The sequence below is a fragment of the Candidatus Koribacter versatilis Ellin345 genome, from assembly GCF_000014005.1.
GTDB lineage: Bacteria > Acidobacteriota > Terriglobia > Terriglobales > Acidobacteriaceae > Korobacter > Korobacter versatilis_A.
This window is the reverse complement of record NC_008009.1, coordinates 533933-554255: the sequence shown is the minus strand read 5'-3', so window position 1 is coordinate 554255 and position 20323 is coordinate 533933. Positions and strand designations below refer to the sequence as shown.

The window sequence follows — 20323 nt, the reverse complement described above, 5'->3', positions numbered from 1 at the left end:
CGAGTGAAATTCGCATCGTCTCAAGATATACAGGCGGCGGGGAGGTCTCGGGACGATTACTTTTGTTTTTGACGGAGAACCCATGGGTCGCTCGATCTCGGCGGGTATTTATAGAAATTGCGACCGCCTTCGATTTTCGCTGCTAGTCATCCTCAGCCTGTCTCTCACAGCCTTCGGCCAATCTTCAAATAATTCAGCGGCTGCACTGATTACTCAGCCAATCGATGACGGCAACCTCGTGGAGTTGAAGGGCAACGTCTACCCGGCGGCGCGCGCCTCCGTCGATCAAGGCGTGGCGGATGGAAGTCTTGCGTTGAGCCGAATGATTTTGATTCTGAGACGCAGCCCCGCTCAGGAGCTCGAGCTGCAGAAATACCTCGATGATCAGAAGAACCCGAAGGCAACTGCCTATCACCACTGGCTTACCCCGCAACAGTTCGGAGAGCGCTTCGGTAGCAACGGTCATGATGTCGCCACGATCACGCAGTGGCTTCGTTCCCACGGGTTTACCATTGACAGCGTAGCCAAGGGCAACAATGTCATTCTGTTTTCCGGTACGCATGCGCAGCTCTCCGCGGCATTTCACACTTCCCTTCACCAGTACAAAGTGAACGGGAAGCTGCAGATCGCGAACGCCACCAACCCACAGATTCCAGCGGCACTGGCGCTCGCGGTGGTTGGGATTGCCAAGTTGAACGATTTTCCACTGATGCCCATGCATGCCAATTTCGGTGGGGTCACCCGTCACAAGGGCGATGCGAAGTGGCGACCTTCGAAGGGAGCACCGCAGTTCAACACGAAAATTTCGGGTAGCGACTTCTTTGCGGTAGGGCCCGCGGACTTCGCCGAGATCTACAACGTGAAGCCTCTTTGGGACGCCGGCATTGATGGCACCGGCCAGAACATCGCCATTGCGGGACGCAGTGACATCAACCCGGCCGACGTCGATGCCTTTCGCTCGTACTTCGGCTTGCCCGCTAAGAAACTCAACGTGATTTACAACGGCGGGAATCCGGGGTTCCAATTCGGCGACGAGGGTGAATCCGATCTCGATATCGAGTGGTCGGGTGCAATCGCGAAGAATGCCACCATCAATTTTGTGGCCTCTGCCAGCACGACGACGTCGGATGGCGTTGAACTCTCCGCGCAATACATCATCGACAATGCGCTCGCTCCCGTGATGAGCTTGAGTTACGGTGAGTGCGAAGTCGGTCTGGGCGATGCTGGAAATGCTTTGATCAACGAATTGTGGCGCCAGGCCGCAGCAGAAGGTATCACCGTAATGGTCTCTGCGGGCGATGCCGGTTCCGCCGCGTGCGATCAAGGACAGCCCTTCGCGGGGTATGGAATTGCGGTCAACGGGCTCGGGTCAACTCCTTATAACGTCGCTGTTGGCGGGACCGATCTCTACGGCACCTATCTCAACGCGAGCAATTACTGGAACGCCACAAACGATCCCACATCGAAACAGTCGGCGAAGTCGTACATGCCGGAGCTCCCCTGGAACAACAGTTGCGGCAATCCACAGCTGCTAGCGGCTTACCAATCGCTTGGGTATCCGGACAAAACGACCGAAGATCTTTGTAACGACGTCGACTTGGCTCCGTACGTCGCGAATGTTGTAGGTGGAGGCGGCGGCGCGAGTGCCTGCACGAATTCCAGTGGGGGAGACCCCACCACCTGCACAGACGGATACACGAAACCAGCATGGCAGTCTGGCGTTCCCGGCATACCTGCAGACACGGTGCGCGACATCCCGGACGTTTCGCTTTTTGCCGGCAGCGGATTGTGGGGCAGCTTCTACGTCTTCTGCGAATCTGATGTAACACCCGATCTCGCGTGCAACCTCGACTCCGGCGACGACGTCCAAATGCTGGCTGCGGGCGGAACTTCCTTCGCTTCGCCGGCATTTGCCGGTGTCATGGCGTTGGTAAATCAGAAGACCAATTCTTCGCAAGGAAACGCCAACTACGACCTCTACAAACTTGCAGGAAAGCAGTACAGCGGATCAGGCGCAGCAGCCTGCGACACTTCGGCAGCAACTACCGTCAACGCATGCACGTTTTATGATGTTTCACTTGGCAGTAATGCCATGCCATGCGCTTCCGGCACTCTCGATTGCACGCTGAACGACTCCTCTCATTTCCTTGGAGTGCTGCCTTCGTATAGTTCGAACGCGGGATACGATCTCACTTCGGGCCTCGGCACCATCAATGCGTTCAATCTGGTGGATTCGTGGTCCGATGCAACCACAACTTTCTCTTCCTCAACTACGACCCTCACGCTGGACTCTAACTCGATCGCATACGGTTCCACGCTCACCGGAAGTATTGCTGTCGGTGCATCGAGTGGAGGGGCAACACCTTCTGGTGACGCTTCGCTGATCACTGCGGCTGGCACGACTGGTGTGGGCTTTGGGCCATTCGCTCTCAGAAACGGCGATGCTGCCTTTTCTGTCACCGGAACGGCTCCCGGCACTTACTCCGTGACAGCGCATTACGCCGGTGATGCGACGTTTGCGCCAAGCAGTTCCGATCCTACGTCCATCACCATCGCGAAGGCATCGACTTCGGCAACATTGAATGCGAGCAAGGCCGCTATCTCCGCCGGCGAAAGCGTCACGTTCCAAGTCATGCTTGCGACCTCGAGCAAAGCGATGAACCCCACGGGAACGGTGACGTTCACCGATTCCACTACGGGGGCAACCCTCGGCACGACATCCGTCCATGCCGATACTGACGCCAGCGGCTACTCCATTGGGAGGGCCGCCATCAATGTCGACGGGAAGGCCCTCAACCAGGGAGCCAACAGTGTGGTGGCCGACTACAGCGGAGACGGGAACTATAATGCGTCCTCGGCCTCGGCAGTTTCGGTCACGTACACGCCTCCATTTACGCTCGCCTCAACGGCCTCGGTCGTGACTGTGACTTCCGGATCATCTGCCACCGCTGCCCTTTCTCTCACCGCGAATGGCGGCCCATTTCCAGCCGACATTACCTTGTCCTGTCCTTCTCCAACCCCTGCTGGGATTTCCTGTTCCTTCAGCCCGGCTACGCTCGGAGCGGGATCCTCCACCGCTTCGTCTACGCTCACAGTGAATGCTGTCTTTCCGGCAACGAACGGTACGCATCGTTCGGCGCCCGCACACAAGGCAAATCTTCACCTTGAGCTTATCTCCGGAACAGGTGCGGCATTTGCTGTCGTTTTCCTCTGCCTGCCAGTCGGACGCAAACCGCGTCTTGCTTCGCTCATTGTGTTCATGGCGTTCTGCTTGGTCACTTTCGGGTGCGGGAATGACAGTCATTCTCCGGCGGCAAGCACAACTACTCTCAGCGCAACGCCAACCGCCGGAGGGTATGGCAGTACTTTCACCTTCAAGGCGACGGTTTCTGGTCAGGGAGCGGGAGGCACGGTCACGTTCATCGACGGCTCATCGCAATTAGGCACGGCTTCCGTTAGCAACGGTACAGCCACGTTCACCACCACGACACTTGCATACGGGCAGCATTCTGCGGTTGCGCAATATGGTGGGGACGCTCACAATCTGCCATCGTCTTCCGCAGCAGCATCCGTCGACGTCCAATACCAGACCACCCTTGCTGTCCGGGCCTCTGACTCATTGGGCAATACCACCACGATTCAAATACCGATTACCGTTCAGTAGTGCACCTTCGATGGCCGGCAGTCCCCCACTGAAGGGTTGATTGCTGGCCATTTCCTTCTTTACACGCGGCGACCCCACGCTTATTTTTGCTCCAGTTCAAATTTGAGCACTGGATTCTTCACTGTGGGGGCGGGTTTTGACGTTCAAAGTTGATGAAGCGGACCTGATGATCCTCAACGAATTGCAGCAAGACTCAGGACGGCCGATCCATGAACTAGCCGACTGCGTGGGGATATCGATGCCGTCATGCGCGAGACGGGTGAAGCGACTCGAGGAGCATGGTGTGATCGAACGCTATGTTGCCCTTCTGAATCCCTCTGCCCTCGGCCTCGATCTGGACGTTTTTATTAGCGTTCGACTCAACACACAGACATTGAAAGCCATGGACGAGTTTAAAGAACTTGTCGCTCGCATGCCTGAAGTTGTGGAGTGCTACGCGCTGACCGGAGACTCAGACTTCCTGCTGCACGTGCGCACTCCGGGGGTGAAGGAATTCAACTCCTGGATGCAAGGAAGCTTAATCGGAGTTCCGAGTATCTTCGCCACCCACTCCAATATTTCTCTTGAGCGCATTAAATACTCCACATCGCTGCCCATCCCCAAGAAAAAAGGGACGTCTCGACCGGCCAAGCGAAAAGCCGATCGAAAAAAGTAGAAAGCCTGAGAACACATTAGCCACATTCAAGTTAGCTTGGGCGCAGTTCGTTTTGCCCAGCGTGAGACTGAGTGTTACCACCAAGTTTCAGCCTGCACTCCGAAGTTCCAGCCAGAGGTCTTGTCCTTGTAGACCGGACCGCCGACATAGCCCTTCAAACCATCGGACCAGTTTGCGTAAGTGACGAATGCTCGCAGCACGGGGCGACTGAAGAATTCCCGTCCTGCACCGATCTGCGGAGCGATTGTGAACTTGCGGACCCAACCCTCGTATGCACCGGTAGGACTTTTCGTACGGTCGAAGCCGGGCTCGAATGCAAGCGAGACATGCTGGTTGAAGAAAATCACAGGGCGCGCGCCAAAGGACAGCCAAGTCGCGTTCCCTTCGTCTGGATGGCCGGTGGACTGCTCTTGATAGATGACGAGCGGCTGGATCGCGAATACCTTGGATGGCTGCAGAACCACGCTTTCGGTAACTCGGTAGGTCTTGGCATCCGGCAGGAAAGGTGTCGGATCGGCAGTGCCGGAATTGAAGTTCGCGGCGGCGCCCTCGCCGTACTGGAAGGTGAAGCGGTGATATCCGCCTAACCATTCCGTACGCGTATGGGTAAATCCGAGCGCCCATCCTCCTACGGATGCAATGTCGGTATTCGTGTCCGTCGTCGTTCCGCCCTTCGAGAAAGAGTAGTCATACCAAAGTCCCACTTTCCCAAGAGGCGCCTTGATGTCATACAGCCGCGCATCAAGCATGTTCTTCACATAACGACCGCTTCCGGTATTGATGTCCTCATGCGCACCAATGAAGTAGGCGAGTGAAGTCTTCGCGAAGTTAAGGTTCAAATCTTCCACTCCACCGCCATAACCGGCGGTGTCGAGAATGTAGAAATCATTGATGTCAATGTTCACGCGACGATAGTAGCGCTCACCTGCCCAGAACTTGGCCTCAGGGTGACTCTCCAGCAAGTTGCCCATCTGCACGAAGGCCTCGCGGAAACGAAACTTGTCGGTCGACGCATAATTCGTAGATTGAGTCGTGTCGGCCTGCACCGTTACCGTTGTCTTCAACCAGGCTTTATCGGTCTCGTGCTGCGAGTTGATCCAGTTGTTGACGAGCGTCAATTCGGCATAGGTGTCGGCCTCATTGCCGAGACGGTACTTCGCGCCGGCACCAGGCGCCTGGAACGCAACCATCTGGCCGCCTTCGCTATTAATTCCAGCTCCTGAACGCAAGTAGCCGTGGAATTCAAAGAGTTTTGCTTGCTGTTTAAGCTTCGCGATCTCCATCTCGGCATCGCGGACGAGATCGTAGCGAGGGGCATTTACCGCGTCCTGTTGCTCGATCTGGGTACGTTCGTCGCGTGTCAGCTTATCGGCCGGCCCTTCAGCATGTCTCAAGGCCTCCGTTTGCAAGTCTGTAACTGTCACCGTATTCTGCTGCGTCGCGGCAGCAATTGACGCGTTCTGTTTTTCGAGGGTCGCGATCCGCGATTCCAACTCGGCGACCTTTTGCGCGTACTGTTGCTTCATCTGCTCAAGTTCATTGTGAAGGTCTTGAGCGGACTGCGCATCCAAGGACGGAACGCAAAAGAAAAGGGAACAGAGTAGCAGCAGGGTGGACGCTACGCCGATTCTTGCAACCATAGGACGGCCTCCGCGTAAGGCTGCGATCATCCAAGCGAAGTCGATTCCAGCGAACGCCGCAGCGCCAAATATGAAAATTTCAGCCCTAATGAAAGGCGACGCTTGGAGAATCTCCAACTGCCAACTCTGACAGACTGGCAAGATTCGCGGTTGTGACTAGAACTTTGACTGCATTCAGGAGATGCGAGCGAACAGTGGCAGGATAGGACGACCAGTAATTCTGGTGAACTAGGTGCCGCTCGCGATTTGACTCAGTGCCGCGAGGTCGAAGAGAGGCGCACCCAAGCTTCGCAGTCCCCGGTCGTTTGCCAGCACATCAATGTGCAGGGACGCCCAATCGGACAAAAGCAAGGCTTCGTTTCCCTCTCCATCGTAAGTCTTGAGATAGCCCTGGCATGAATCGCAGTGGTCCAGGCGCAGCCCGCCTTCGCCTTCGATTGCAATCACCGCCAGTCGATGATCATCTTCTCGTTCGCAGAAGGGGCAGCCGGTCCGCCGGAACCGCCAACGCGTGCCGCAGCATGGACAATGCAGGTGCCGCATTCGGCCTGGCTCCTGGCCGGTGAGTTGAGCCATAGTTGGAAGCGACGCGCATACGGGGCAGTAGCTGAGAAGCCATTGCTCTTCAGGGCGCCAGGCATCGAAGGACCTCAACATTGGCGAGAAATAAACTCGCATGAGTTTCCATGCGAGGAAGCGAAGTACACCGATCTGGGCTTCCGATTCGTCTGTCCGATGAAGCAGTGCAGCCATGGCTCGCGCAGCACTGCCATGATCCATCGAGAACTGCGCATGCAGCTCCCAGCATTGCGGGGCTAGTTCTCCGATATCGGAGCGTCGCGATAGGCGTTCGATGAGCTCCAGCAGAAAGCTGGTTGGAGCTTCGACATCGAAAACGAGAGCGGAGCTGTGAAGCAGCGGCACACCGGATTTGTACTCGGCGCGATAGTCCTCGAAGTTGGGCGTGGCTGCTGGCGCAATGCCAATGCCGTCAAGGGTACTGCGCACGTTGGCATCGAGGTCTGCGAGTGCAACGAGATAAGGATGACGAGCGAGCCAGGCATCTCGGTTCAGCATGCGTCAGTCACCCTGGATTGTCTCTTTCGCGGGCAAAACCGGCATCAGGCGCACGCCGAGTCCGAAGAGGAAAATCGTCGTCGCGATCAAGCCGACCGAGATACCCCACTCAAAGATCGATGGAGCGTAGTGCTCGGGTGCGACCTGCGGCATCGCGCCTTTTACATGCATCGCAAAATAAACAACATTGATGCGATTGAATACCACACCGGCAGTCGTCAGGCTCGCCCCGAGGAACAATGTTCTTGGGAGCATTCGAGAAGACTGTCGGGCGAGCAACGCGAGCGGAATCACGAAACCTACAACCAACTCCGCGATAAACAGAGCGCCCATGGTGCCGCCGAAGGCGCCGGCGAATTGCCCGCGAACACCCATGTCCGCCAGTCGGAAGATGGCGTAGACGAGCAGAGACCAAAACGTGATCTGACCCATCGCCGCCAGTTGGCGCATGGGGGTGGGTCGATTCCAGCCCCTTGCGATCCACATCTCAATCACGATCACCAAGCCTGTTCCGGCTGCGATCGACGAGAGGAAGAACGAGATCGGCATGACCGGCGACCACCACTGCGGAGCGAGTTTGTCCGGCATCAGCAGGAAGAGCGATCCCAGAGAGCTCTGGTGCATGGTGGACAAGGTGACCGCCGCAATCGCAAGGATGATCGGTTCGGGTTTCTTGTCCTTGGCGCGGAATAGCCATGCGAGCGCGGAGAACACAACGGCCGCGAGCGCTGCGTAGACGTAGTTCCTCGAGAGCAGGAATACGAAAAGCGTTACGGCACCGGCAACATAAGCGCCCGACCACTTCTGCCAGATGGCCATTGCTCTTGCCAACCCCCAGCGTTCAAACGGAACCGGCAGGAATTCCAGCAAGAGAATCGTGACGTACAAACCAACGCACCACGAGACTTCGAACATCGCGGATTGTTCCGGCGATTGCAATGCGAGTTGATACGAATTCCACGGCAAGCCAAGGTCGGCGATAAGCGTCACGGTGACGAAGGAATAACTGAGCAGCCCCATCAGGACGGCCGATCTTCCCAGCGAATAAAGGTCTTTTCTCTGGAAGACATAAATGATGCCGGCTGTGGCGAATGCGCCCGCGGCCACGGCGATCCACACGAGGTCGAACACAATCCAGAGACCCCATGGGTAGGTGTTTGATAGATGCGTGCTTCCGCCGAGTCCGAGGACAAAGCGCGTGATCAAAGAGATGACACCGAACGCCATCAGCGCCAGGAGACCCCAGTTAAAAGGTGTCAGGAGCGGCGCGTCCAGCGGAGCGAATTTCGGTTTTGAAGCCAGTGCGGAGTTGTTCTCCGCTGCGGCGATGAGCGCCACAGTGCGTCGCTTCATGAAGGAGTACACGCCTCCCAGCATTGCGCCGACTGCGATGACTGCAGGCGGCACTGCATGCAGTGCCGTTCGCGAGAATCCGGGATATGGCTTTGTGCCTACATCTGGAAAGCCGATTTTCTCGAAGGGAACAGAGGACAGATATACAACGGTAGTGCCGCCTGCCTCTTTTTCTCCGTAGATGTGGTCAACGTACTTGTCGGGATGGGCAGCAATCCGCGCGTGGGCGTCCTGGAGAATGCTGTCGCGATCGCCGAAGGTGAGGGCGTCGGCGGGACAGGCCTTCACACATGCAGGCGTGGTAATGGACTTTTTGTAGCGGTCGGTTTCATCCGCTGTAAGCGGCACGCTGTTCCGTTCCAGTGGTACCGGCTGGTCCTCACGATCGGCGCAATGCGTGCACTTCTTGATCTTCGGAGTTAGCGAGTCCCACTCGGGGGTCGGCACTCCCCAAGGGCATGCCCAAACGCAATATCTGCACCCGATGCACTTGTCTGCGTCGTAACCCACTGGGCCGTCTGCCATCCGGGCTAGCGCCGTCGTCGGGCAGGCAGAAGTGCAAGCGGGCTCGAGGCAGTGCAGGCAGCGCCTCATGGTGAAGAGGTAATTCAATCCACCCTGCGCCTGCTCGTTGGGCAGTTCATGGAAAGTAATAAGCGTAAGGGTTTTGGCAGAGAGCGTGGCGGGGTTCTGGAAGCCAAGATTGTATTCGAGCTCGGTTGCTTCCCCCTCGCCCTCATTCCAATGCTTACACGCCACCTGGCAAGCGCGGCAGCCGATGCACTTCGTGATGTCTACCAGGGTCGTCTTCGTGTGAATTCCACCAGCGGGTTCGGTCATGCGCGCCTCCCTCTGGGATCGGAACGCCTTGCGCTGGCGTCACGAACCTTGACGACATTTACGAGACACGCTTTCGTCTCCTGCGTACCTGCCCCCGGATCCACGGCGTCGATTGTGAGGTGGTTCACACTCGGGCCAGTGGAGAGGCCCTGGAAGCCCCAGTTGTAGGGCATCCAGACAATGATGACTTGCTGTCCCGCGATTTGGAGCGGCTGCATGCGCGGTGTGACGACAGCCTTCACTTCAACTTCTCCTCGAGCCGACGAGACCTTCACCCAGTCACCGGATTTAACGGAAAGCTTCGACCCTAGGACCTCTGGGATCTCGCAAACAGGTTCCGGCATCAACTCGTTCAGCCAGGGATTGTTGCGAGTCGTGGAGCCGCCGCACCAATGTTCGGCTACGGTTGAGGTCATAAGGACGTAAGGAAAATCTTTCGCGGTGCCGATGGGTTGATGGATGCTACCGACACGCGGATACTTCAGCATGGGGTTATTCCGCACCTTCGGGTGCATCGGGTTCTCTACCGGACTCTCCACGGGTTCGTACATTTCCGGCAGCGGACCGTCCTTGGGGACGTAACTGGCGTCGCGCCACAGATCATCGCTGGCAGGTTCTGGATCCTTGTAAACGGCAGCGAAGAGGCGCGCTACGCCCTCGGCATTCATATGGAACGCTCGCTGTCCATTCGGCGTGTTGGGACCGTCAGTGATTACCGGCACATCGGGAACGTCATAGCCAGTCCAGCGCTTCGCTTCTTCGTCCCACCATACGATCGGTTTCGAACCGGGATAGGGCTTACCATGGCGATCGCAGGAAGCACGGTTGTAAAGCACCCGCATGTTGTTCGGCCAGGTCCATCCGAAGTTCGGATAGAGGCCAAGTTTGCCGGGGTCGGTGCGGTGGTCACGCCGCTTCGAGAGGTTCTCGCCTTTTGAAAAGACCCCGGCGTAGATCCAGCAGCCAGAAGAGGTTGAACCATCGGCTTTCAGGTCGGCGATGCGGCTCGCGAGGGTACCGGCTTTCAGGTCGGTGCCTGGAATATCGTGCAGGGCGCGGCCGTTGATCTCCCGCAAGACATCCTCGGGAGTGGTGTACGTCCAGAACGCACGCTTCACGATTTGGTCTTTGGGATCGGTCGAATCCTTCAGCAGATCACGCACTCGGCGATAGACGATATCCACGATTTCGCCATCAGGCTTGGCCTGTCCGGGAGGTGGAACGGCTTTGTATCTCCACTGCACCATGGCGCCCGAGTTGGTAATGGTGCCCTGCTTCTCCATGAAGAACGCGGCCGGAAGCAGGAATACTTCCGTTTTCACGGACTTCGGATCAACTCCGGGGCGTTTCCAGAACGCGGCGGTTTCGGTCTCCCACAATTCCTGCACAACCAGCGTTTCCAGATTTCCAAGCGCTTCAAAAACCAGCTTGAGATTGGGAGAGCTCACTGCGGGATTTTGACCCGCGATCCACAGCAGCTTCATGTTGCCGGCGAGGGCACTCTCGAAGATTCCGTAGGCGCTGTAATCCTTTGCACTATTTCGCTTCGGCAGCCACGCGTAGCAGAACTCGTTCTCTGCGGTGGCTGCGTCGCCGTAGAACGCCTTCAACGTATTGACCAGATATTTACGCCGCAAGCTGCCGTTGTTCACGGTCCATGCCGCGAGTGTCGGCTCGGTATGCACCGGGTAGTTGAGATAGCCCGGCATGTAGTTGTTCAGAACCGCCATGTCGCAGGCGCCCTGAACGTTTGGCTCGCCGCGGAGCGCATTCACGCCGCCGCCCGGCTTCCCAATATTTCCGAGAAGAAGTTGGAAGATGGTGAAGGCGCGGATGCCTTGGACAGCAGTCGTGTGCTGCGTCATGCCAAGGGCATAGAGAATCGTCCCAGGGCGGTGCTTTGCCATGGTCTCGGCAATCAGCTTGATCTGTGCCGCGGGAATGCCGGACATGCGCTCGCCGACTTCGAGCGTGTAACGCGCGAAGAACTTGCGCAGCGTCGAGAACACACAATGGGGATCGTCGAGGCTTGTCGCGTGACGTGGTTTCCCGGAACCATCCAGTTGATAGCCCCAGGTGTCCGTTTTGTACTTGTGACCTTCTTCGTCGTATCCGCTGAACAGGCCGTCTTTGAAGTCGAAGTCGGCGTTCCCGATCATCAAAGCATTGGTGTGTGTCTCCACATAATCCTGATCGTAGAGTTTGTTCTCCAGGATGTGGTTAATCATCGCGTTCAAGAACGCTGCATCTGCCCCCGGCCGAATGCGGGCGAAAATATCGGCTCCAGCGGAGGTTCGTGTGAACCGCGGGTCCACGTGGATAATGATGGCGCCGTTTTCCTGCGCTTTACGGATCCACTTCATGGCCATGACGTGGTTTTCGGCTGCGTTGCTGCCTTCCACCAGGATCGCCTTGCAATGCTGCATGTCGGCCCAGTGGTTCGTCATAGCGCCGCGACCGAATGATGCCCCCAGACCGGGGACGGTGGGGCTGTGTCAAAGTCTGGCCTGGTGTTCCACGTAGGCCGTTCCGAGCAGTCGAGCGAACTTTTGGAAGAGGTAGCACTCTTCGTTGGTATTTTGGGCGCCGCCTAGGAAGGCGATGGCGTCGGTACGATTCACTGGGACTTCGGTGTCGCCTGCCTTCTCGTTTGCGATCCAAGTGGTGTCGCGAGTCTTGCGGATTTTCTGCGAGATGCGCTCAACCGCATCCTCCCACGTAATGTCTTCCCAGTGATCGCTCCCGGGAGCTCGATAGCGGGGCACTTGATTGCGCTGCGGAGACGCGTGCGTGGGAAACATAGACATCCCCTTCACGCACAATGACCCCTCGTTTACGACGTGGTCGTAATCGCCCTCGAGAGTGATGAGCTTGTTGTCGCGCACGGTCGCGACCATACCGCATCCGCACGAACAGAAGTTGCAGGAGGTTGTAAATTCGCGGACGTTCGAGAGTTTTAGACTCTCATTCGCGGCACGCACAGCCTTCACGTCGACCAGTGAGCCGAGCGCGAGACCGGCGCTTGCTCCAATCGTGAGCCGCAGCCAATCGCGACGGCTGAGAGCTGTCTGAACGCGATCTTGCGGGACGTTGACATCGTCGTGCTTGGGCGTTTCGGACGCGGCCATGCGCCTCCCCCTGGTTCGCTTGCTTGTGTTGCGCAGATGAGTCTGCGCTCCCCACCGTTCACTTTCGAGCGGTCACAACTTCCCTTGCGACATAAATTCGCACAGAGTCAACTGCCCACGAAACTGTCACTTCTGTCAGCATCACGACCCTACCTGTCGGGACGTTGGTAGACCCGAATCCGGGTAGAGTTTTGTAAACGCCATCCTGCGCGTTTTGACAGTATGTCGGCAGCCTGAGATTTCCTACACTCTCAGGAAAGCTCGTAAAACGAGGTCAGTGGGGAACCGTGCCTGAACCGAATCAGCGACCAACGTGGTTTTTGATTTCGCAGCACTGGCTGAGCGTGACCGGGGTCGTGCTCGTTATCACCGCAGTGCTCACGTGGATATTCATCCTGCCAGTTCAATTGCGCGGGCATGTGGATAATCCGTATGCGGGACTGGTTGCGTTCGTTCTTCTTCCCGTGGTGTTTTTCGGGGGGCTCGTCCTCACCCCAATCGGGCTCTTTCTGGCAAAACGCCGGATCCGTCACGGTTTTTCGTCAGGTGGGTTCGATCGGAAGAACGCACTGCGCCGCATCGCCATCGTCGTGGGCGTGACGACAGTCCTGAACATCCTAATAGGCACACAGGTTTCCTATCGCGCCGTGAGCCACATGGAGACACCTCAATTCTGCGGGGGGACGTGCCACGTAATGGCGCCGGAGTACGCGGCATACCAGAACTCGCCCCACTCCAGGGTGGAATGTGTCGGGTGTCACGTTGCTCCCGGCGCTTCGGGCTGGGTCAGCAGTAAAGCGGCGGGCACGCGCCAGCTCGTAGAGACAATTCTAAAATCCAGCCCCAAGCCGATTCCTTCCGCAATCGAAACCAACCGCCTCGTGCCTGCGCGGGAGACATGCGAACACTGCCATTGGCCGGAGAAATTCTCAGGCGTGAATCTACGAGTTCTGACGAAATATGCGCCGGACGAAACCAATACAAGGACGCAGACCGTCCTCCTAATGATGGTGGGGGGGGACAAATATAAGGGCATTCACGGCGCACATGTCGGCCCCGGAATTCACATCCGGTTTGCTGCATCCGATCCTAAGAGACAGACGATTACACGGGTACAGTATGAGAATGAGTCTTCCGGCCTAAAAGAAGAGTTCGTCGCATCCGACAGCCAGAAGGCGGCGCCGGATGGCACGGCGACGATCGAGATGCAGTGCGTGGATTGCCACAACCGTCCGACTCACACGTTCGAAATGCCCGAGCCTGGACTGGACAAAGCACTCGCGCTCGGAGAGATTGCCGTGACCCTGCCTTATGTCAAGAAGGAGAGCGCGCAATTGCTGCAGGCGACTTACACGAGCCAGGCAGAGGCGTCGGAGAAGATTCCTTCCCAATTAAACGCCTACTATCAGCAAAACTATCCCAGCGTTTACAGCCAGCGTGGGGCAGAAGTCGATCGTGCCGGGAAAGCGGTCCTCGCGATTTACAACCGCAACGTTTTTCCGGAGCTTGGAGTTACATGGGGAACCTATCCGAACAATCTCGGCCACACTGAGTCCCCCGGCTGCTTCCGCTGTCACGATGGCTCGCACACTTCAAGTTCAGGCAAAACCATTCCGCAGGATTGCAACAGCTGTCACGAACCCCTGGCGATGGACGAGGCATCTCCGGAAATTCTTCAGAAGCTTGGCATCGCCGAGCGCATTTCCGCTCTTCAGCGAAAATGACGCGAGTACAAAACGTGAACAAAAAGGCCACCGGCAATCGGTGGCCTTTTCTTCGGACTTTGGACCAGCTTTGTGAGCATCTATTGCTTGGCTGGCAGTTTGGGTTGTTGCTTTTCCACGAAGCCGGGAGCATATCCTGCGGGTGAGCGGAAGCGCATGGAGTGAGCGCTGCCACGTACCGTCGGAAGCACTGTCCTGCTTTGCGCGGTGTTGACGCCAACAATCGGATGCGCGGTTTTGTTCGCTTGAGAGTGGGCTGAGTTCTTCGTGGAACCTGCGACGGTGATTGCGGCGGAAGCGAGTTGCGAGGTCGCCACTGGATAGCTGAATCGCTGCTCGTTGATCGGATCGTAATCCCTCTGCGACACCGCCGTGAGAGTGACGATGTAGGAGTGGCCCGCCTGGAGGATACCTGTGGGCACTACGAACGAATTTGTGTCCACATTACTGACGTAAAGCGACAGGACACAAGTGACTCCTCCGCCGCCGCCCTTCCCTCCTTTACCTCCAGCGCTCTGCGGCTCGCAAATGAAAATGTCGTAGGTCACAGCATCGGTTGCTTCATTGGGACGCGTCGCGGGGGTGTCCCACTGCAGGGTTGGAGTCGTGCTCGCGACGGTTCCACCGGTGAGGAAGTCTACGTCGTCAGCCTTGCCGTTTGTCGGCGGAGAGAGGATCGAAGATATAGGACCACTCAGTGGAGCGGTTGTGGCGTAACTTATGTCCACGGCCCACGGAAGCGGATCGGACGAGTCAGGAAATGGGATCGAGAAGTTGGCACGAGCATCAACGATGTAGACCGTTTTTTCTCCGTCTCCAAAAGGATTGTTGTAGTTCAGAGTGCCGTAGCTCTTGTCATCCGGCCAGATGTCGTTGCCTTTCGCGTCCTTGGGCCAGGGATCGGGATCGCCTTCGACGGTTGGGCCATAAATGGCTGCATCGGCGAAGATCGGGGTATCCTGACCGATCGAAGGATCTGACAGGGTACTCTTTGGGACCTTGACCTCCGACGTCGCCATGGCCTCGAAGATGTACGGAGTCGAGGGTCCGGGCCCAGCCGAAGTGAATGCACTTGCGAAGCTCGAGAAAGAAACGTTCAGATCCATGCTTTGAGGCACGGTGCGAACGAGTTCTCCGGAGAAGTTCACCGTCGTTCCGTCGTCAATCGCCGAGAAGGGCTGCACCCATGCCGGTCCCATCACGTGGGAAGTGAACGGGTCGGTACCCGGCACACCCTCCACGTCAACGGCTACCCAGCGGTCTGTTCGGCTGGGGGCGTTTTCCAGCAGGTACGGAGTCGCGAAGGTGTAGGTTGTTTCGCCGTCAGGCAGCCAGCCTGTGAAATCCCAATAGCCATCGCGGTCATAAAGACTGAACTGATCGGTCGCGAGTACAAACGGATCAAGCCCGGTGGTATTGATGACTAGTGCCTCCGGCCACCATTGCGAAGGATCGAGTGGCGGGTATCCGTTCTCATCGGCGTCCCAATAGAAGGTGCTGGTGTTCGCCCAAATGCCCTGGACTTGATCAGCGTGTCCTTCGAGCGACACGATGTAGTTTCCCGGGGGAACGCCCGAAAACTTGAAAGTACCGTCGGCGAAACCAACTCCGGGAATGGGCAAAAGAGAGCCATCAGATTGGGGAGCCCAGACGAGAAGTATTCCGGGATCGCGGCTAATGGGAGGAACCGAGAAGTCACGCTCCGGGATGACCACATCGCTCCCACTTCCCCAGAAATGCAGAAAGTAGTGGCCGTACACCGTGCCATCCGGGGCGAGCGTCCACTCTTGCGTGGAGGTGCCGCCCGCGTCTGACGTTGCGGTGACGACGAAGTTGTTCGACTTGCGTGACTGGTTCCAGGTGGGCGTCCACGAGATTGTTCCGGCGGAGAACACTGCGCCATCCGGTGCAGAGGTAAGTGCTAGGGTGACCGGCGTTCCCGCTGGATCGCTGGCCGAGAGCACGTACGAGTACAGCGTTCCTTCGGCCGATGCCGTCGGTGCCGTCGTGCTGAACACCGGCGCGGGAGCCGTTACACTGACTCCGACATTTGCCGACTTCGATGTATCGGCTTGGCTGGTCGCTACAACATGAAAACTGCCTGACTTCATCGGCGCCGTGTAATTACCCGCGGCATCGATCGTCCCACCGTCGCTCTCCTGCACTGCCCATGTGACGGCGGTGTTCGACGATCCGGTAACCGTTGCCGAAAACTGTTGCGACGTTCCCACGGGAACGGTCGCAGATCCGGGTGTGACCGCAACCGCCACCGTGGGAGGCGGTACGATTGTCTTGGAACTGCTTCCGCCACAGGCCGAGAGAACTGCGAGTAGTGCGACAACCAGCAACAGCTGCCATCGAACCGACTGTTTCCTACCATGCTGCTTCATCATCTTTTCCCCTTCAAAGAGTGCAGCCCGGCATCCCCCGGACTGCCTGGCCTCTCTCGGAGAGGCCGGGTTAAGTCTGGGTTCACGCTACTGAGTGATGGTGACCGACAGATCTGCCGCATGCGCAGATCCAGTGCCTGAGGTCGCTGTCACCGTTACGCTGTAAGTTCCGACCATCGGGTTCGGAGGCGGCGGCTTGGGCGATGAGGAGGAACTGCCACCGCATCCCCACAGTCCGAGCATCAGCATGAGTCCCGCCAGAACGACGAGACGCGCCCGCCGCTTGCGATTGCAGATCGGTACCAGCAACAGCACGCCAGCCAGACCAAAGCCGGAACTAGCGAGCCAATTCATCCGTCGGTTCTCAGCACGATGTGCAGCCGCGCCACTTCCGCTGGTCGCAATTGTCATCGTGTCAGTCGCAACATCCGTGCCTGTTGGCGTTAGCGTTGCTGGTGCAAACGTGCAACTTGCGCCGGAAGGCAGACCAGAACAGCTAAAGGTGACGGCTTGATTAAACCCACCTTGCGGAGTGAGTGCGATCAACGCAGTGCCGGATTGTCCGACCTTGATGGACACAGCCGCGGTCGTTGGCTGCACCGCAAAGTCACTGATCGACTGACTGACACTTGCCGAGGTAGCACGGAAGATCGCATCGCCACCGTAGTTCGCGGTAATCGAGTGTGATCCACCGGTCAGGCTGGTGGTCGTGAATTTTCCGATTCCGTATCCATCCAACGTTGCGGTGCCGAGCGAAGCCGTGCCGTCCATGAATGTCACCGTGCCGGTCGGTAGCCGGAGCACCACGGGAGAACTTACCTGCGCGGTGAATGTCACCGAACCTCCGGCAGGAACTGAGGGTGCATTTGAACTCAGCGACATCGTCGTGGCTTCGCTGCTGTCGACGGCGACGCGAGTCTGGGTTTGAGTGCCGGTTACGTTACTGTCACCGCCATAAACCGCAGTCAACACCCAGCTTCCAGCAGATGGGAAGCTGACCCTGCCTGCGAACGTGCCGCTGGTCGCATCGATGGTTAAGCTCCCGAGGTTCACAGTTGTTTTGTCGGAAGCTGCTGTGAAAGTTACCGAACCGGAGATCGGCATGAGAGTGCCCGACGCCAGGGAGACCTGTCCGAAGACAGGGAGTGGCGCACCGGAGAGTGCCGAGCCCTGGAATTGCAGGGATGAGATGGTTGAATCGCTTTTAACGATGGTGAGTTGGAAGTTCGTGGACGTACTCGGATTGAAGCTGGGATCGCCGGTGTAGCTCGCGGTCAATTGGTGTACGCCGACTGGGAAACCGATCACTCCGAAGACCGAACTCGATCCCTGCTCCGCATCCTCGTGTTCACCATAATTAAGGTAGCGCGTGCCAAGGTCGGTGCTGCCTTCACTCAGCGAAACGGAGCCAGTCGGGTGTCCGACGAGCGAATTGCCTTGCACAAGAACGGCCATCACCAGAGGGTCGCCGTACTTTGCTTCAGCCGAGGTGACGGTGCTTCCACCCACGCCAGCCACGAAATACGTATTCGAAGGCTCGGGCGTAACCGTCACTGTAACCGCGTTCGAGGTACTGGCCGTGAAGGTTGCGTCGCCTCCGTACCGAGCTGTAAGCGAGTGCGTGCCGCCGGGAATCGCGGCGAGGGAGGTAGTCGCGTCGCCCGTGTTATCCAGCGCAGCGGCACCGACGCCGAATGGAGTGGCGAGGCCGAGCGGGTTGTCCGTAAAGAATGCGACATTGCCGGTCGGGAGTTTGCTGCCTGACGCTGCGCTGACGCTCGCCGTGACCGGCACGCCTGCGCCATGCACGAAGGTCAAGCCGCCCGCCGGGCCACTCAACGTCGTGTTGGTTCCGCTGAAGGTGACGTTGTTCCAGTTCGTCACCAGCGAGTTCGCATCGAATGATCCCAAGCCGGTCGCAAGGTCGTAGCCCACACCGGTCGAATATCCGACAGTGAACTCGCCGTTCATATCCGGAACTTTGTTATCTCCAACTGTGGTGTCGTGGAAGAATTCCGGGTGCTGCGCCGCGAGTTGGTAGATCACGTAGTTCGGATTTCCTTGCGGAGATCCGGTCTGCTGGTTGACCAGTGCCATGATCGCGGCAAACGCCGGCGCCGACGCCGATGTTCCGCCCACCGTATAAATGCCTCCACTCTCGCAAGAACCACCGAAGCACAATACGTATCCGTCGTGACCGGCCGCAGTCAGCGAGACGTCGGGCAAGTCACGCATTCCATCGGCGGGAACGCCAGTTCCGATCTGCCATTCAGGCTTCGTCCAAAGCGTGCTTACACCACCACCGCCCGCCCATAGGCTGACGTTGCCCGAATCAATGCTGCTCTCGTTCCAGGCTTTTTCGGGGATGTAGGAAAGCACGGACGCTTTGGTCGTGGAATCGTTCGTGGAGGACCAATACTTGCTCGGATCCGCTGTGTCGTCGAACTGCGTACCACCGACGGCGACGTTGAACGGCGTGGACGCGAGCGCATTCACGGCGAGGCCGTTCTGCGCGAAGGTACCGCTTCCCGGAAGATCGCAACCTGCGCCGCCACTGTCGTCACTGGAGACCACGGCGGTAATGCCCTCGGCGGCTGCCTGCGCCCAGAGCGAGTAATAGAACTCAGTGCCGACCGGCCCCATCTGCTGCTCGCAGGAGCTGAAGCTCGTGCTCATTACCGGCGCGAGATTGTTGTCCACAATGAATGCGGCGGAGATATCGACGCCGTCAGCGAAGTTGCTCTGCGAAATCACGATGTTTGGGGTTGCACCCGGTGCAATTGCAGCCGCCCAGGTGAGGTCGAGGGTGGCCTCAACGTCCGATCCCGAAACATAGCCCGGATCGTCTCCGTTGATGGTGTAGTAGAAGCCGCCAAACGAAACTCCAAAGATGCTCATGAAGTCGAAGACATCGCGCGAATAAATATCACTGCGCGCCACGATCGCAATCGACTGCCCTGCGCCGTTGATGCCTGCCTGATAAAGCGGATTGAGGTTGTAGATCGTCGCGAAATCCGCGGGCGTGATTGCATGCTCACCGTTCGTGAAGGTGATCTGGCCTTTCTCTTTATCGAACGCGGCCTTGCCTACGATCTTCACGTTGTTGTTTTTCGGCGTGCTGGTCAGGCGGACGACGCCACGAACCACCGGCGCCAACGCCGCAGGGATCTGGACTTCCTGGGAGTTTGCAATAAACGAGTTCCCTGAGAGCTCGTACTGGTGCATCTGGGTGTGGAATGCCGCTTCCACTTGCGCCACCGTACCGCTGAAAACCACAAAACGTCGGCTGTTGGCGACGTGCTTCACCTCGAATCCCTGCGACGCCAGCCATCCCCGAACCGCAGTCGTGTCCGGTTCGGAGACGCCATACTTCGTCGCAATCTCCGAAGCCTTGAGCCAGTGATGGTACTTGGCCGATCCCGGAGTGTGCTCCGCTTTAATGACGGCTTCCAGCGCGGTGTTCTGTTCCTTCGTCGGGGACAGCATGAGCAGCATCTGCCCGAGATTACGATCGCCAGCGAGTCGGCCTTTGTCTGCACTCTTCGCGACCAACGGCGAGACTGTCTGACGAATCTTGATTGTCTTACTGTTTTCGATAGGGGCTGTGACGCGATTTTGAATTAAGGGCGCTTGGGCGAAAACCATGGAGCATGCACACAGCAAGAGCGCAACGCGTGTTGTCGCGCTTAAGAGCCGATTTCGAATGGACATGAATATCCCCTGGACGTGGCGGGCAAGCGATATCTCAAGACCCGCGGCGAGATGAGAATTGCGTCACTGGCTCGGGGGAGCCAGCACTTTCAGAGCAGCTGGATTTCTGGTTGCCGAGTATAACGTGCGGTCAAATCCCTT

The 20323-nt window shown here is 57.8% G+C and carries 9 protein-coding genes; 3 read left to right on the top strand and 6 right to left on the bottom strand.

The genetic code is table 11. The features are described from left to right. Positions 1–82: 82 nt before the first annotated feature. Positions 83–3664 (top strand): Ig-like domain repeat protein, encoded by a 3582-nt coding sequence (locus ACID345_RS02330; RefSeq protein WP_011521266.1) that lies wholly within the window; start codon positions 83–85, stop codon positions 3662–3664. A 136-nt stretch (positions 3665–3800) separates the two neighbouring features. After that, positions 3801–4319, top strand: a complete 519-nt coding sequence (locus tag ACID345_RS02325) for an Lrp/AsnC family transcriptional regulator (RefSeq protein WP_011521265.1) — start codon at positions 3801–3803, stop codon at positions 4317–4319. 74 nt (positions 4320–4393) lie between these two features. On the opposite strand, the gene ACID345_RS02320 is transcribed toward ACID345_RS02325, so the two are convergent. The 4 genes from ACID345_RS02320 to fdnG all read right to left on the bottom strand — a co-directional run bounded on the left by ACID345_RS02320 (position 4394) and on the right by fdnG (position 12273). Next, the gene (locus ACID345_RS02320; protein WP_187148926.1) at positions 4394–5959 is read right to left on the bottom strand and encodes a maltoporin; all 1566 of its coding nucleotides are present in this window, start codon (positions 5957–5959) and stop codon (positions 4394–4396) included. A 228-nt stretch (positions 5960–6187) separates the two neighbouring features. Further along, entirely contained in the window at positions 6188–7036 is an 849-nt protein-coding gene (locus tag ACID345_RS02315; RefSeq protein ID WP_011521263.1) for a formate dehydrogenase accessory protein FdhE, read from the bottom strand. Between the two features lie 3 nt (positions 7037–7039). Beyond that, on the bottom strand, positions 7040–9229 hold the full coding sequence (locus ACID345_RS02310; protein ID WP_011521262.1) for a 4Fe-4S dicluster domain-containing protein: 2190 nt from the start codon (positions 9227–9229) through the stop codon (positions 7040–7042). Then, complete coding sequence (fdnG, locus tag ACID345_RS02305; RefSeq protein WP_266190232.1) at positions 9226–12273, bottom strand: formate dehydrogenase-N subunit alpha; 3048 nt, start codon at positions 12271–12273, stop codon at positions 9226–9228. Before fdnG ends, ACID345_RS02310 begins: the two co-directional genes overlap by 4 nt. Before the next feature lie 371 nt (positions 12274–12644). Here fdnG and ACID345_RS02295 point away from each other — a divergent pair, with 371 nt between their 5' ends. Next, the gene (locus tag ACID345_RS02295) at positions 12645–14081 is read left to right on the top strand and encodes a NapC/NirT family cytochrome c (protein WP_011521259.1); all 1437 of its coding nucleotides are present in this window, start codon (positions 12645–12647) and stop codon (positions 14079–14081) included. Between the two features lie 80 nt (positions 14082–14161). Here the strand turns inward: ACID345_RS02295 and ACID345_RS02290 are convergent, their stop codons facing one another. Continuing rightward, positions 14162–16474, bottom strand: a complete 2313-nt coding sequence (locus ACID345_RS02290) for an Ig-like domain-containing protein (protein ID WP_011521258.1) — start codon at positions 16472–16474, stop codon at positions 14162–14164. A gap of 84 nt (positions 16475–16558) precedes the next feature. After that, positions 16559–20182, bottom strand: a complete 3624-nt coding sequence (locus tag ACID345_RS02285) for an Ig-like domain repeat protein (protein WP_011521257.1) — start codon at positions 20180–20182, stop codon at positions 16559–16561. Positions 20183–20323 lie beyond the last annotated feature (141 nt).